This is a genomic window from Chromobacterium sp. Rain0013 (genome assembly GCF_015291765.1).
GTDB classification, from domain to species: Bacteria; Pseudomonadota; Gammaproteobacteria; order Burkholderiales; family Chromobacteriaceae; genus Chromobacterium; species Chromobacterium haemolyticum.
In genome coordinates this window covers 3,696,492-3,711,781 of record NZ_CP031514.1, presented here as the reverse complement: position 1 = coordinate 3,711,781, position 15,290 = coordinate 3,696,492, and the positions used below count along the sequence as shown (strand labels likewise).

At 61.9% G+C, this 15,290-nt stretch carries 12 protein-coding genes and 1 riboswitch; of the genes, 9 read left to right on the top strand and 3 right to left on the bottom strand.

Going from position 1 to position 15,290, the window contains the following annotated elements; genetic code table 11:
* The first annotated feature begins 87 nt into the window (after positions 1–87).
* Positions 88–2,097 carry a M13 family metallopeptidase gene (locus DXT74_RS17080; protein ID WP_043631012.1) on the top strand — a complete coding sequence of 670 codons (2,010 nt, stop codon included), beginning with the start codon at positions 88–90 and terminating at the stop codon, positions 2,095–2,097.
* Between the two features lie 253 nt (positions 2,098–2,350).
* Positions 2,351–3,616, top strand: coding sequence for a nitronate monooxygenase (locus tag DXT74_RS17075; RefSeq protein WP_194426549.1), 1,266 nt, complete (start codon positions 2,351–2,353; stop codon positions 3,614–3,616).
* Positions 3,617–3,858: 242 nt separating this feature from the next.
* Here the strand turns inward: DXT74_RS17075 and DXT74_RS17070 are convergent, their stop codons facing one another.
* Entirely contained in the window at positions 3,859–5,037 is a 1,179-nt protein-coding gene (locus DXT74_RS17070; protein ID WP_194426548.1) for a DUF1501 domain-containing protein, read from the bottom strand.
* Between the two features lie 13 nt (positions 5,038–5,050).
* Positions 5,051–6,475, bottom strand: coding sequence for a DUF1800 family protein (locus DXT74_RS17065; protein WP_231138210.1), 1,425 nt, complete (start codon positions 6,473–6,475; stop codon positions 5,051–5,053).
* A 216-nt stretch (positions 6,476–6,691) separates the two neighbouring features.
* Positions 6,692–6,785: riboswitch (TPP riboswitch) on the top strand.
* 50 nt (positions 6,786–6,835) lie between these two features.
* Between DXT74_RS17065 and DXT74_RS17060 the strand changes: the two genes are divergently transcribed.
* Genes DXT74_RS17060 through DXT74_RS17045 form a run of 4 tightly spaced genes read left to right on the top strand, consistent with a single transcriptional unit; the run spans position 6,836 to position 10,911 of the window.
* Positions 6,836–7,852, top strand: a complete 1,017-nt coding sequence (locus tag DXT74_RS17060; protein WP_194426547.1) for a thiamine ABC transporter substrate binding subunit — start codon at positions 6,836–6,838, stop codon at positions 7,850–7,852.
* Positions 7,849–8,397, top strand: coding sequence for a GNAT family N-acetyltransferase (locus DXT74_RS17055; protein WP_081554996.1), 549 nt, complete (start codon positions 7,849–7,851; stop codon positions 8,395–8,397). Before DXT74_RS17060 ends, DXT74_RS17055 begins: the two co-directional genes overlap by 4 nt.
* Positions 8,397–9,950 (top strand): iron ABC transporter permease, encoded by a 1,554-nt coding sequence (locus DXT74_RS17050; RefSeq protein ID WP_194426546.1) that lies wholly within the window; start codon positions 8,397–8,399, stop codon positions 9,948–9,950. Before DXT74_RS17055 ends, DXT74_RS17050 begins: the two co-directional genes overlap by 1 nt.
* On the top strand, positions 9,943–10,911 hold the full coding sequence (locus DXT74_RS17045) for an ABC transporter ATP-binding protein (protein WP_194426545.1): 969 nt from the start codon (positions 9,943–9,945) through the stop codon (positions 10,909–10,911). The genes DXT74_RS17050 and DXT74_RS17045 overlap by 8 nt, the downstream gene beginning before the upstream one ends.
* Here DXT74_RS17045 and motA read toward each other — a convergent pair.
* Complete coding sequence (gene motA / locus DXT74_RS17040) at positions 10,895–11,755, bottom strand: flagellar motor stator protein MotA (protein ID WP_081554993.1); 861 nt, start codon at positions 11,753–11,755, stop codon at positions 10,895–10,897. The two genes, DXT74_RS17045 and motA, sit on opposite strands and share 17 nt — an antisense overlap.
* Positions 11,756–12,533: 778 nt before the next feature.
* On the opposite strand from motA, the gene DXT74_RS17035 reads away from it, so the two are divergent.
* The 3 genes from DXT74_RS17035 (at position 12,534) to DXT74_RS17025 (ending at position 15,258) form a co-directional block, all read left to right on the top strand.
* Positions 12,534–13,505, top strand: coding sequence for an N-acetylmuramoyl-L-alanine amidase (locus DXT74_RS17035; RefSeq protein ID WP_043631030.1), 972 nt, complete (start codon positions 12,534–12,536; stop codon positions 13,503–13,505).
* Positions 13,506–14,021: 516 nt separating this feature from the next.
* A complete protein-coding gene (locus tag DXT74_RS17030) occupies positions 14,022–14,372 on the top strand; it encodes a hypothetical protein (RefSeq protein WP_156038746.1) in 351 nt (116 codons plus the stop codon).
* A 358-nt stretch (positions 14,373–14,730) separates the two neighbouring features.
* Positions 14,731–15,258 (top strand): fimbrial protein, encoded by a 528-nt coding sequence (locus tag DXT74_RS17025; protein ID WP_043631037.1) that lies wholly within the window; start codon positions 14,731–14,733, stop codon positions 15,256–15,258.
* Positions 15,259–15,290: the final 32 nt, after the last annotated feature.

Below are 15,290 nucleotides of genomic sequence, written 5' to 3'. Positions count from 1 at the left end.
TTGTCGTTGTGAGCCGGCCCGGCATTTTCACCGGAACCAAAACAAGGAAAACAGGGCCGCAGAGAAATGGAGTGAAAGGAACCCCCGATGAAAATGAAGTTAGCCCTGATGGCCGCAAGTCTGTTGCTGGCCTGGCACGCACAAGCCGGCGTCGTGTCCGGCATCGACACACAGCATTTCGACAACGCGGTGCGTCCGCAGGACGATATCTATCACGCGGTCAACGGCGGCTGGATCAAACACGCGGTGCTGCCGGCGTCCGAAGACAGCGACGGCGCCTTCAAGCAATTGCGCGACTTGAGCCTGGAACGCAGCCGCAAGCTGATAGAAGAGGCCGCAGCCAAGCCGAATGCATCGCCGGAGGCGCAAAAGATCGGCGACCTGTATCACAGCTTTATGGATGAGGCCGCGCTGAACAAACTGGGCCTGGCGCCGCTGCGCGGCGATCTGGCGGAGATCGCCGGCTTGAAGGACAAGCGGGCGATGGCGGCCTGGATGGGCGCGGCGCAGGGTCTGGGCGTGCAACAGCCTTTGGCTTTTTACGTTGAGGCGGACGCCAAGGACGCGCGTCAATACCTGGCCGGCTTGTATCAGAACGGCCTGAGCATGCCGGACCGCGACTATTATCTGGGCAAGGACGCGCGCTTCGAGAAAGCTCGCCAGGCCTATCGGGCCTACCTCGCAAAATTGTTCAAGCTGGGCGGCTACGCCGAACCGGAGCAGCGCGCCCAGCGCGTGTTCGCGCTGGAAACCAGGCTGGCAGAAGCCCAGTGGAGCAAGGTGCAGAACCGAGACCCGCAAAAGACGTACAACAAGATGAGCGTGGCCGAGCTGAAAAAGCGGGCGCCGGGCTTTGACTGGCAAGCTTTCCTGGAGGCGGCCGGGGCCGGCGGCGTCAGCGCGGTCAACGTCAACCAGCCCAGCTATGCTCAGGCCTGGGCCAAGCTGGCGGCCGAGTGGCCGCTGCAAGACTGGCAGGACTATCTGACGGCGCAGACGTTGGACGCCTACGCGCCCTATCTGGACAGCGCCCTGGCGCAAACCCGTTTCGACTTTCACGGCAAGGCGCTGGCCGGCACGCTGGAACAGCAGCCGCGCTGGAAGCGCGGGGTGAAAGCGGTAGAGGGCAATCTGGGGGAGGCTCTGGGCAAGCTCTACGTGCAGGCTTACTTCCCGCCGGAGTCCAAGGCCAAGATGGAAGCGCTGGTGGGCAATTTGATGAAAGCTTACGCCCAGAGCATAGACACGCTAAGCTGGATGAGCCCGGCCACCAAGAAGGCCGCGCAGGACAAACTGTCCAAATACATGCTGAAGATAGGCTACCCCAATAAGTGGCGCGACTATGGCGGCCTGACGATCAAGCGAGACGATCTGGTGGGCAATATCAAGCGCGGCTCCTTGTTTGAATATCGCCGCATGCTGGCCCGCCTGGGCAAGCCGGTGGATCGCGAGGAGTGGGGGATGACGCCGCAAACCGTCAACGCTTACTACAACCCGTCGCTGAACGAGATTGTATTCCCGGCCGCTATTCTGCAGCCGCCGTTCTTCGATGCCAAGGCCGACGACGCAGCTAATTACGGCGGCATAGGCGCGGTGATCGGCCATGAAATCAGCCACGGATTCGACGATCAGGGCAGCCAGTTCGACGGCGACGGCAATATGCGCAACTGGTGGACGGCGGAGGACCGCGCCCGTTTCGATCAACTGACCGGCAAGCTGGTGGCGCAGTACAGCGGCTACGAGCCCTTGCCGGGCAAGCACATCAACGGTGAGTTGACGCTGGGCGAAAACATCGCGGACAACGCCGGCCTGCAAATCGCCTATAAGGCCTACCAACTGTCCTTGGGCGGCAAGCCGGCGCCTACAATAGACGGTATGAGCGGCGACCAGCGCTTCTTCTATGGATTCGCCCAGGTGTGGCGCAACAAGATTCGCGACGAGGCCTTGCTGTCGCGCTTGGTGAGCGATCCGCATTCGCCCGGAGAGTTCCGGGCTATCGGCGCGGCGAGCAACAGCGACGCCTTTGCCGAAACCTTCGAAGTCAAGCCCGGCGACAAGATGTTCAAGCCGAAAGACGAGCGCATCCGTATTTGGTAAGACCGTAGTTTGCGGCCTGCCACGCGCCGGCATGCAGGGAAAGGCCGGGACCCCCCGGCTTTTTCAATGAGCCGGCGCGTAGCATGGCTGCAATATGGCGGGCGCATAGTGGCCAGGGCTGGGCGCTTGAACTGGCTGGGGCTGACGGGAGCGGTTTGGCTGGGTCCTCGGAGCAAAAACTCTAAAAAAATGGATTTTCCCATAAGGCCGGGGGATAATGCCGGCCAGCATTCAGGAGAGATAGGCTGATTTAATGAAGTGCGTTGACGATTTCAGACTGCGGCTGGGCAAGCAGGAGCTGGTGCCCATCATGATTGGCGGCATGGGCGTGGACATCTCCACCTCGGCGCTGGCGCTGGAAGCAGCCAGACTGGGCGGCGTGGGGCATATTTCCGACGCCATGGTGCCCACGGTCACCGACCGCCGCTTCAACACCAAATACGTCAAAGACAAGCTCAAGCAGTACAAATTCAATGTCGAGAACAGCGACAAATCCGTCGTGCAGTTCGACTTGGGTTTGCTGGCGGAAGCCACCCGCATGCATGTGGGCAAGACCATGGAAGCCAAACGCGGCGATGGCCTGGTCTTCATCAACTGCATGGAAAAGCTGACCATGAACGCGCCCAAGGAAACCTTGCGCACGCGCATGCACGCCGCGCTGGACGCCGGCATCGACGGCATTACTTTGGCCGCGGGTCTGCATCTGGGCTCCTTCGCGTTGATGGAAGATCACCCGCGTTTCCGCGACGCCAAACTCGGCATCATCGTCTCCTCGCTGCGCGCTCTGCAGTTGTTCCTGAAAAAGAGCGCGCGCAGCAACCGCCTGCCGGACTATGTGGTGGTGGAAGGCCCGCTGGCCGGCGGCCACCTGGGCTTCGGCATGGATTGGGCGCAATACGACCTGGCCGTCATCGTGGCCGAAATCCGCGACTGGCTGCGGGCCGAGCAACTGGATATCCCGCTGATTCCCGCCGGCGGCGTGTTCACCGGCAGCGATGCGACTCAATTCCTGGAGATGGGCGCCTGCGCGGTGCAGGTGGCTACTCGCTTCACCGTGGCGCGAGAATGCGGCTTGCCGGAGAAAGTGCAGCAGGAATACTTCAAAGCCAATGAGGACGACATCGAAGTCAACCAACTGTCGCCCACCGGCTATCCGATGCGCATGATCAAGCACTGTCCGGCCATCGGCGACGGCATTCGCCCTAATTGCGAAGCCTACGGCTACCTGCTGGACGCCAAGGGCGGTTGTTCCTATATCGAGGCCTACAACCGCGAAGTGGCCGCCCATCCCGGCGAGCGCCGCATCAAAGTGTGGGACAAGACCTGTTTGTGCACGCAGATGCGCAATTTCGATTGCTGGACCTGCGGCCACAACGCCTACCGTCTCAAAGACACCACCGTCCAGCGCGCAGACGGCAGCTATCAACTGCTCAGCGCCGAGCACGTGTTTCACGACTATCAATACAGCAAGGATCACCACATCGCCTTGCCGGAGTTGGAAAGTACGGCTGAGGCATGATTGAATGCCTTGACTAGGGACCTCTTCCAAATGGACATGGAAAGCGGCGCGCCAATCAGGCGGGCCGCTTTTTTTACGCCTTAGAACCTGCTTGCGATTTGCTACGCGTCGTGGAGCATGACACGGCGAGTACGCCCTCAAAATGCTCATGTACCGTGTGTACACTCCGCTTTCTCAGGCGTTTTCGTCTGGTCCCGCCCTTGCTCGCGAGATCGTAAACAGGTTCCTACGGGCCGGCTTTCTCATGTCTTGAGAAGGGGCAGGGGGGCGAAGCGGCCGCCCAGCACATTGTGGGCGTCCTTGCCCCACCAGCTCTGGATGGCGGTGGCGTAGACCTGGCGGAAGTCAATGGCGTAGGGCAGGTTGCCGTCGCTGACGCCGGCCAGTTGCGGGCTTTGCCCGTACAGCCCGCCGCGCACGCGCCCGCCGCTGGCGAAATGGACGTTGGCGGTGCCGTGGTCAGTGCCGCGGTTGCCGTTTTCGCGCGGCCGCCGGCCGAATTCGGCGTAGCTGAGCACCAGGGTGTCGTCCCAGCGCCCTTGCTGTTGCAATTGCGTGCGCAAGAGCGCGATGCCATCTGCCAGTTCGCCCAGCAGCCGCGCCTGGGTGGGCGGCTGGTTGCCATGGGTGTCGAAGCCGGTCAGGGTGATGCGGGCCACGGCGATGGACACGCCGCGCGACAGGGTATCCGCCAGGGTGGCGACGGCCTGGGCGAACGCTCCGGTCGGCCGCGGCGCTGCCATCGGCGAATCCGCCGCGGCCAACGGTTTGGCCGGCTGCCCCAACTCGGCGGCGGCCTGGCGGATGTCGCCCTCCACTTTGAGAATATGGCCGAGCGCGCCGCTGCCGGCGTGGCCTTGGTCCGCCGCCAGCTTGGCCTGGCGCGCGAAGTCTTGAGGATTGCTCAGCACCACCGCGCGAGCGCCGCCGTCCAGCGGCCCCAGCGCCTGGCTGGACAGCACCACGCCGTCGGCGGCGAAGTCATGCGGTGTCGGCTGTTCGCGGAACAGCCGGCTCAGCCAGCCCTCGCTCAGATATTGCTGGCTATTGGATGCGGTTTCCCAGATCGCGATGGAGCGAAAGTGGGACAGGTTGGGGTCGGGATAGCCAACCCCCTGCAATACCGCCAACTCCCGCTGTTGCCATAACGGAAGCAGCCCGGTCATGGCCGGGTGCAAGCCCAGGCGTTCGTCCAGCGGCAGCACTTGTTCACGGGGAATGGCGATGCCAGGGCGCAACCGGTAGTAGTCGGCGCTGGCGTAGGGCACCACGGTGTTGAGGCCGTCGTTGCCGCCCTTGAGCTCGATCAGCACCAGCAGGCGGCGATAGCCGGCGGGAGCCAGCGCCCAGCTCAGATTGGGCAGCACCGATACCATCAGGCCGCCGGCCATGGCCTTGAGAAATTGACGTCGTTGGAACATGGCTGGGCTCCTGTCAGTGAATTTGGTAGACCGGATCCAGCAGCAGCGGTGCGATGGCTTGCGCGCCGCTGAGGGATTCGGGCAGAGGGTTGGCCGGAGGCAGCGCCAGCAGCAGCCTGGCGGTGTCCTGAGCGCTGCGCACCTGATAGATGGCGCTCCATTCGTCAGGTTGCAGCTTGAGTGAGCGCAGGCCGGCTGCGGCCAGCCGGTTGATGCGCGCCTCGCGCCCCTTCATTTCGTCCATGCCGCCGTCCGGCAGCGCAAAGGCGTTGCGGGCCGGCGCGGCGTCGTGGGCGATACGGTCCAGGAACTGCTTGCGGCTTAACAAGGTGGCGCTGTTGATCCAGGTTTCTCCGCCTGGCCAGCCTTTGACATTGGGCGGCGCGAACACATCCTGGCCCAACTGGCGATTAAGACCGGCCAGCGCGCGCCAGTCCGGTGGGCTGAGGTCGAAAGTCACCAGGATGCCTATGGTCAGCTCCAGCGGTGATTTCACCAACTGGCCCTGGCTGTTCCAGAACTGTGGGCTGAGCAGCAAGGCGCGCAGCAAGGGTTTGATCTCGTAACGACCATTGCGGAAACCGCTGGCCAGCCGCTTGACGGCGGCCGGGTCCGGCTTGGGCGAGATAAAGGTTTTCCACAGTTTGGCGGTGATGAATTCGGCGGTGGCCGGCTGTTGCAGCAGCAGGTCCAGCACGGCGTCGCCGTCGAAGTTGCCGCGCTGGCCGAAGATCAACTTATCGCCGTCGTCGTGCAGCTTGGGGCGGTTGACGAAACGGTCGTCGCGGTCCAAGCCCCAGCCGGTGAAGGCGCGGGCGGCCTCGCGGATATCCTGTTCGCTGTAATGGCCTTCGCCCAGAGTGAACAGCTCCATCACCTCGCGAGCGAAGTTCTCGTTTGGCTGGCCCTTGCGATTATTGGCGGTGTCCAGGTAGCGCATCATCGCCGGATCGCGCGCGATGGCGTGCAGCATGTCGCCGAAATTGCCTAGGGCGTAGCGGCGCAGCAGCAGGTTCTGCTGGTACATCATTTGCGGCGAGCGCACCTTGTCCAGCGCTGAGACAAAGTGGTTATGCCAGAACAGAGTCATTTTTTCACTGAGCGGCGATGTGGTGTAGCGCATCTCGTTCAGCCACCAGCCGCGTAGTTCCACCGCGTGCTCGGCGCGTGCCTTTTGCAAGGCTTTTTTCTCTTCTTCGCTGAGATTGGGCTGCCCCGGCCGCTCGAAGGCTTCGTTCACCCAGGCCGGCGGCGGCGTGTCGGCGCTGGCGCGGGTATTGGCCAGCAGCCGGTCCACCGCGGCTTCTCTGCTCAGCGGCGCGTACACGGCGATTTGAGCCGGGTTGGCGCCGAAGCCGGTGCGAGACAGCAAGTGGCGAGCGCCGGCGATGCCGATGCCGGCCTGGGCTAGAGCGGGCAAGCTGAGAACGGCCAGCAAGACTCCAGCCTTGGCGATGACACGAATGGCGCCCGCCGCTTTTGTCAGCGGCCGGCAAAGGATTTGCATGGGATTCAAGCATGGTCTCCCGACGCGCCCGGAGCGGGCGCAAGCCTATTCAGCTTAGAAGGCGCTTGTCATCGGTGTGTTAAGGCGCCGGCCGACTCTGTTAAAGAGTGTTGGCTGTCAGCGGGCGGCAGCTGGGGTATACTGGCCGGCTGTCACCAGGGGTGTCCGCGCGCGGGCTGAGAAAATACCCTGCAACCTGATCTGGGTCATGCCAGCGGAGGGAGCGTGATGCGCGGGCGCTGCCCGCATTCCGCTTGCTCCGGCCAATTGCCATTGTGTACGGAGATGTCCATGAAGTGTTTTCCCTCTTTGATCGCCGTTACGCTGGCGACGGTCAGTCTGGCCGCGTCGGCGGCCGAACTGCGCGTGCTGTCGCATAGCTCGTTCACGGTGTCCAAGCCTCTGCTCGCGGAGTTTGAAAAGCAGAACGGCGCCAAGGTGTCCATCATCAAGGCCGGAGACGCCGGCGAGATGCTGAACAAGCTGATCCTGACCCGGGCCAATCCCATCTCCGATGTGGTGTTCGGCATCGACAACAGCCTGATCGGCAAAGCTCAGCAGGCCGGCGTACTGGCGCCGGTGCCGGCGGCGCTGGCTCAAGACGGCAAGGCCACTTTGCCGGGCGCTGTCAGCATAGATTACGGCTACGTCACGCTCAATTACGACAAGGCCTGGTTCGCTCAGCGTCAATTGGCCTTGCCCAAGACCTTGGAGGATTTGACCAAGCCGGCCTACAAGAACCTGCTGGTGGTGCAGAATCCGGCCACCTCCAGCCCTGGGCTCGCTTTCATGCTGTCCACCGTCGCCGCGATGGGCGAGGACAAGGCCTTCGCCTTCTGGGGCCGCTTGCGCGACAACGGGCTGAAGGTCAGCAAAGGTTGGAGCGAATCCTATTACACAGACTTTTCCAAAAACGGCGGCAGCCGGCCGCTGGTGGTCAGCTACGCCACCAGCCCGGCCGCGGAGGTGTTCTACAGCAAGCAGAAGCTGAACGACGCGCCCACCGGCAATCTGCCCTTGAAAGGCGGCGTGTTCCGTCAGGTGGAAGGAGCGGCTCTGGTCAAGGGCGGCAAGGAAGCGGCGCTGGGCGAGAAATTCATCGCCTTCCTGCGCTCCGAGGCGGTGCAGAAGGATGTGACCACTACTATGTGGATGTACCCGGTGATGGACAAGGTGGCCTTGGATCCGGTTTACCGCTTCGCCGAGCAGCCGACCGCGCACGACACTCCGGACAGCAAGGTGATCGCCGAGCGCTCCCGCCAATGGGTGTCGCGCTGGACTCGGGTGGTATTGAAGGGCGGGCAATGATTCCGGACATCGAAACGCCGCGGCTGCTGTTGCGTCATCTGGACCCGCAAACGCTGTGGCTGTGCCTGGCCGGCCAACCGGAAACGGCGGCCGAGCTGCTGGGCGCGCCGCTGGCGACGGAATGGCTGAACGAGCAGGACTTGATGGCTTTGCGGCTGGACGATATCGAACGCCAGCCCGATTACGCGCCCTGGTCGGTGCGCGCTTTGCTGCGTCGCGAGGATCTGACGATGGTGGGCCACGCCAACTTTCACTCCTTGCCCGGCCATCCTTATCTGGGCGGCTACGGCGATGTGGAACTGGGCTATACGATTTACCCGGCGTATCGCCGCCAAGGCTACGCCCGCGAAGCGGTGCTGGCGATGGGCGCCTGGGCGGCCCGGGCCGGCGCGCCGCGGCTGGTGCTGTCCATCGCGCCGGATAACCTGCCTTCGCAACGTTTGGCTGAGGCTTTGGGCTTCGCCAAGGCGGGCCAAAGCGAGGACGAGGATGGCGTGGAGGATGTGTTGACCGCCTGTTGGCCGTTGAAGGGAACGCAGTCTTGATGCTGACCGGTAGGAGCCGCCTATTGCTGGCGGCGCCCCCCTTGCTGTTTTTGCTGGCCATGTCCGCCTTGCCGTTGGCGCGCTTGTTGCAGGAGGGCGGAGAGCCGCTGTCCTTCGGTTTGCTGAGCGATCCCTATTTGCGCTGGCGCATGTTGTGGTCGGTGCTGCAGGGCGGCGCGACTTGCTTGCTGGCCTTGTTGTTAGGCGTTCCGGCGGCGTGGGCGCTGGCTCGATTCCGTTTCGCTGGGCGCGGCTTGGCGCTGCGCCTGTTGATGTTGCCTTTTGTGATGCCCACCTTGGTTGCTGGGGTAGGAGTGCTGGCGCTGTTCGGCCCGCGAGGATTGAGCGGGCTGAATCTGCAGGACTCGCCCTGGCTGTTGCTGTACGGCAATCTGTTTTTCAATCTTCCGCTGGTGATTCGCTCCGCCGCCGATGGCTTCGCTCAGGTGCCCGCCAGCCGGCTGGCCGCTGCCCGCAGCCTGGGCGCCGGCCGCTGGCGCGCGTTCTGGCGGGTGGAATGGCCGGCGGCGCTGCCCTGGCTGCTGCCCAATCTTTGCTTGGTCTTTCTCTACTGTTTCTCCGGCTTCGGTCTGGCCTTGTTGCTGGGCGGCCAGCGTTACGCCACGGTGGAAGTCGAGATCTACACGCTGGTGGCGTATGAGCTGAACCTGGCCGACGCCGGCGCGTTGGCGTTGTTGAGCCTACTGGTGGCCGGCAGCGTCGCAGCGGTCTACGCCTGGCTGGAAGCGCGTTTGGGCGTGCCGGCGCGCTGCGAGCCGCTGCTCCCCGCGCCCGCGCGGACCTGGGTGGACCGCGCCTGGCTGACGGTGGCCCTCGCCATCCTGTTGATCTTCGCAGGCTTACCCTTGCTGGCGGTGCTGTGGAAAGCGCTGTCCTCGCTTGATGGGCTGCCCGCGCTGTGGGATGAGGAACTGCGGCTGGCCTTGTTCAATTCGGCGCGCTTCACTGTGATGACCGTGCTGCTGTCCGGGCTGCTGGGCCTGTGCCACGCACTGGCGGCGGGGCGTTGGTTGTGGCTGCGGGCCTTGGCGTTCCTGCCTTTCGTGGTGTCGCCGGTATGCGTGGCTTTTGGCCTGTTGCTGCTGTACCCAAGCTGGAGCGCCAATTTGGCCATGCTGTTGGCGGCCTACATTTTGTTGGCCTATCCCTTTGTGGCCAAGGCCGCCGGCGCGGCGCTGGACGGCATGCCTGAACATCTGGCGCAGGCGGCGCGCTCCCTGGGCGCCAGCCCTTGGAAGGTGTTCCGGCGGGTGGTTTGGCCCTTGCTGCAACCTGCTTTGCGGCGCGGGCTGGCCTTCGCCGCCGCCACTGCGGTGGGGGAGTTCGCGGTTACCTTGTTTCTGTCCCGGCCGGAATGGCTGACCTTGACCACCTTGATTTATCAAAAGCTGGGCCGGCCCGGTGAGGCCAACGCGGACGCGGCGATGCTGTTGTCCGGCCTGCTGATGGTGCTGGCCACACTGGCTTTTGCCGTGATTGAAAGCGGGACGGCTAGACCGGGGGAGCCGGAGAAAGGAGACCAGTGTGCTTGAGCTCATAGGAATTGAAAAGCGTTTCGGCGCGCGGGTGGCGGCGGATGGCGTATCGCTGGAGGTGGCGGCCGGGGAGACTCTGGCCCTGCTGGGACCGTCCGGCTGCGGCAAGAGCAGCTTGCTCAAAATCATCGTCGGCCTGCTGCCGCTGGACGGCGGCGCCGTTCGTTTTGAAGGCGAGGACATCAGCCGGCTGCCGCCGGAGCGGCGCGGCTTCGCGCTGATGTTCCAGGATTTCGCTCTGTTTCCGCATTTGGACGTGGCGGGCAATGTGATGTTCGGTCTGATCGAGCGCGGGCAGTTCCGTGCCCAGGCCGCTCGCGAGGCGGAAGCGATGCTGGAGCGGTTGGGGTTGGGCGGTTATCAGCGGCGCAAGGTCTGGACCTTGTCCGGCGGTGAGCAACAGCGGGTGGCGCTGGCGCGCGCGCTGGTGACCCGGCCGCGGCTATTACTGCTGGACGAGCCGTTTTCCAGCTTGGACGCGCACTTGCGAGGCCAGTTGCAAGGGGAGTTCACGCAGCTGCTGACGGAGTCGGGGATCCCGGCGATTCTGGTCACGCATGACCGGGAGGAGGCGTTCGCGATGGCGAGCCGCGCCGCCGTCTTGCATCAGGGGCGCATCGTGCAATGCGACGCGCCGCGGCATCTGCTGGCTAGGCCTGCAAACGCATGGCTGGCACGCTTCATCGGTTATGAAAACGTGCTGGAGCATGCTGTGGTGCCAGGCCGCGCGCTGCGGTTGGGGCCGCAGTACCCGCCGGCGCGTATTGAGTCGCTGACCTGGCTGGCGGACGGCGCCCGCGTGGAAGTGGCCGCGCAGGCGGGGCGTCTGAGTCTGAGCCTGTCCGCGCGCGAGGCGGCGAGCCTGGGCGCGGAGTTGCGGCTAGGCGGCCAGTTTGGCCTGGGGGTGAACGCCGAGGAGCTGATCCCCTTGCCGGGCGAGCTTAGCGCAGGCTCTTGATGCGTTCTTCCAGTTCTTCGAATTCCGGACGTTCGCTCGAAAACAGCACCTTGCGGCCAAACTCGATGGCGCTGGGCGGCGGATAGCCCTGCATGCCGGCCAGCAGCACGGTCTTGATGCATTGCAATTCCTTGCTGTCCTCGTCCAGCTTCTGTTCCAGCAGCGAGCCCAACGGCGTCACCATGCCGTAGGACAGCAGGATGCCTAGGAAGGTGCCGACCAAGGCGGAACCTATCATGCCGCCCAGCACCGCAGGCGGCGCGCCGACCGAGGCCATGGTGTTGACCACGCCCAACACGGCGGCGACGATGCCGAAGGCGGGCAAGGCGTCTCCCAGGCGCTGGATGGCGGCGATGGGCGCCATGCCCTCCTGATGGTGGGTTTCCAGCTCCACATCCATCAGGTTCTCAATTTCAAAGGCGTTCAGATTGCCGCTGACCATGATGCGAAGGTAGTCGCGGATAAAGCCCAGCGCGTGGTGGTCGCCGGCAATGGCCGGGTACTTGTTGAAGATAGGGCTTTGCTGCGGCGCGTCGACATCGGCCTCCAGGGCCATCATGCCCTCTTTGCGCGCCTTGACCTGCAGCTCGTACAGCAGGCTGAGCAGATCCAGCGCGCGGGCCTTGTCATGGCGCGATCCCTTGAGCGCGGCGGGCAGCGCGCGCGCCACCGCTTTCAGGTTCTTGGTCTGATTCGCGACGATGAAGGCGCCCAGCGCGCCGCCTAGAATCGCCATCATCTCGGTGGGCATCGCGGAGAGAATGGCGCCGATGGCGCCGCCGTGGATCAGGAAGGCGCCGAAGATCATGCCGATCACGACGACGTAGCCGATGATTACATTCATAGGAAGGAGTCCCAAGCGATTTGGGCCGCGGAGGGAGCGGCGCGTTTGCGAGATTAAAGAAGGCGGAATGTTTGGAGCCTGCCCTCGCTTTCGCGAGAGAGGGGCCAGGCGTTGCTGCGGAGAAAACGGTGTGTGCTAGCGGTACATGAGCATTTCGAAGCAGCACTCACCGTGTCACGTCTTACAACGCGCAGCAGATCGTAAACAGGAGCTCAGGCGCGGGGCGGCCGGCGCGGAGGTGCGGGCGGGTGGCGCAGTGAAAGGACGGTGGCGAAGCCGGGCCAGCCTGACTCCACCGTGTTTGCCGCTAAGCCTGGACATGCGGATGGCAAAGCCTGGCACTCTCCGCATCCGCCCTGTTCGCCGCCGCAGTGGACATGGCTGCCGCTCGCGATTTGCATTGTGGTTATGTCTTGGCTGGCGGCATAGGATGGGCTGGCGCGGCCAAGCGCGTCGTCGGCGCGAACCGCGCCGTTGGCCAAGGATAGGGCCTGCCAAAGAATGAACAGCAGCAGGGCCAGCCGGGTAATGGATTTGAATGCCGATAGTCTCAATGCAGGTTTCCCATGAGTCGCTGCGCAATCTAAAGCAGGATCTGCAGGTTGGCAAGCCTGTATGCGTGGTTTAGCGCTGAAACTGAGTATTTCCATGTTAATTAAATGGCATCTATCATGCCAATATCTTAATTGGAACTATTTATTAGTTTAAAAACTCTACCTTTGCAGTGTGCGCCGGGAAAACGACCGCGCGCATACTTGACGATAAGGTTGAATGGAAAATGATCAGTAGAAGACACATTTTGGGTTGGACAGGGGCTTTGCCCCTGCTGGCGCCGTTGGCGGCCAGCGTGTTGAGTTCTGCTTGCGTCAGCGCGGCGGGAGCAGCCAAAAGCTATCGGATAGACGCCAGCGTGGTTTCCGAAAATCAGGATTCCAGGGTTCGCAACCTGGTATTCCATTACACCGCCGTGCCCAACGCTCTGGCGCTGGAAATGCTCACGCAGGGCCAGCACGGAGCCAGTGCGCATTATCTGGTGCCGGATGCCGCTTTGCTGGGCATGTCCAACAAGGTGTACCAATTGGTGCCGGAAGAGCGCAGAGCTTGGCACGCCGGGCGCAGTTACTGGCAAGGAGACCGGCTGATCAATTCCAGTTCCATCGGCATCGAGATTGTGAATCTGGGCTATCCATCCCCGGAAGAGGACGAACTGCCCCTGATGCGGCGGCAGTGGTTTGACTTCGATGAGGCGCAGGTCTCGGTGGTGGCGCAGTTGGCGGCGGACATTATCGCGCGGCATCAGATTCCGCCGCACAAGGTCGTGGGGCACTCCGACGTATCGCCGGGGCGCAAAGTGGACCCCGGCCCCAAGTTCCCGTGGGAGCGCTTGTACCGCGACTACAACATCGGGGCTTGGCCGGAGCGCGAGGCGGTGGAGTTCTACCTGCGGCAAGTGCCTTATCGCGGAGATATACGGGATTTGCAGAAACGCTTGCTGGATTACGGCTATGAAGCGCCGCAAACCGGCGCGCTGGATAAAGAGACCCAGGAGGTGGTGGCGGCTTTCCAGATGCATTTCCGGCCTGCGCGTTATGACGGCGTGCCGGATACCGAAACTTCCGCGATTCTGGACGCCTTGCTGGAAAAGTACTTTAACCGGACGCGGCCTGGACGGGCGCTGGAGGCGAAGCCGGCCGCACCGCCGAAAAAAGACAATGGAAAGGGCAGCGATACCTGGCCGCTGATGCCTTAGGACCTGCTCTTAGACCCGCTAACAAAACCCCTGATCCTGGGTTGCGCCTCCTTGTCGTACTACTTGTACTGCTTGCGTCGGCGCGCCTTGGCTCAGGTTCTCTGCGAGGTTTTCTTAGCGGCTCTTGGCATAATTTTGTCATTAACGCCGGCGGCAGGCCGGCGGATCAAAGGGACGGCATGCCGTCCCTTTTTTTATCACTGTTTTTCAGGAGGCGGGAGGGGGACTGCTCCGCCCATCCATTGTATTGACGGCGACCGCGCTAAGTTTGTGCCATAACGATAGTCAGACGTCGTTATTTGATATGTTTAACTAAAACCTAATTAAACATGCATTTATTAGTAAGTTTTTGTTAATTCTAAAACAAAATAACTTGTAAGAAAAACTATCAAATAGCCCTTTCAATTTAAATGTCACTTGTACTAGAATGCAATTGAACTAGGTTGGCTTACAAAAAAAGCCAAAACCTAAAAGCATTTGATTACTAATGGCGGGATTTAGAAAGGAAGGTCGAAAATGAAACGTCTGCACGCACTTGGACTGGCAGCCCTGCTTTCCGTTCTTTCTTCCGCTGCAATGGCACAAGGCGGCCAGGTGCACTTTTATGGCGCCATCGTTGAAGGCGGCTGCAGCGCCCAGACTCACGAAGTGGCGAGCGCCGACGCAGCCCGCGCCAAGCCCGCTTTGGAACTCAACCAATGCGCCAGCCCTGCCACGTTGACGCTGGACAGCGCGGCGGCCTCCCAGCAAGGCAAGATCGCTAGTCTGAATGTGCGCAAAGGCGAGAACCAGTTCAGCAGCCGCGATCTGTTGCGCAGTGCCACCGCCCGGGCAGGCGCAGTGAATCTGGTGGTCAACTACTTCTGATTTCAGCCCATATCTGTTCAATAAATCAGCAAAAAACCCACACGGCATGAATTGTGTGGGTTTTCTTTATTTGAAGTGTTGTTTTATTGCAAATATCGCTCAATCCTTAACAAATCCCTGAAATAAAACAAATATTCAAGATTGATTCATCAAATCGTTTAAAGTCAGCGAGGCGGTTTTTTGCGTTCATTTTAAAGAAAAAATTTAATATGAAACAAAAAAACCTACTCAATGGGTCTGCTTGCTACTATTCGTCTGCGTTCCAGTACTGCATGTCAGCACTGGCGGATAGTCCGCGACGTGGCATGCCAGGCTGCAATGCGGTTTGAAAATGATTACCTATTAGTCGGAGTCAAGAATGAAAAAATTTGTATTTGCCGGTTCCCTGATGGCTGTTGCCGCTTCCTCTATTTTCGCCGCCGCTGGCACCCTGGATGTTAAGGGCGAAATCGTTACCGCAGCTTGCGGCCTGGATTCCAAGAGCGTGAACCTTGAAGTTGGCCTGGGCAAAGTGCCGACCCATGTGTTCAAGAAAGTGGGCGACCGTTCGGCTCCGACTCCGTTCCAGATGACCCTGACCGACTGCACCACCACCACGCTGAAAACCGTGGCTGTGATGTTCTCGGGCACCGCTGGCGCCAACAACGAACTGATGGCTCTGAAGAGCGGCGGCGCTAAGGGCGTGGGCGTTCGTCTGGTGAACACCAACAATGGCGACCAGATCAAGCTGAACCAGTACGGCACCGCTGTGAATCTGGTTGACGGCAACAACACCCTGAACTTCAGCGCCGCATACGAAGCCGACGGCGCCAAAGCCGGCGACGCAGTAACCGTGACCCCGGGTCAGGCTGATGCCTTCGCCGTATTCGATCTGCAGTACAAGTAATCCGCAGTTCGATTCAAAAACGGAACCAAGCA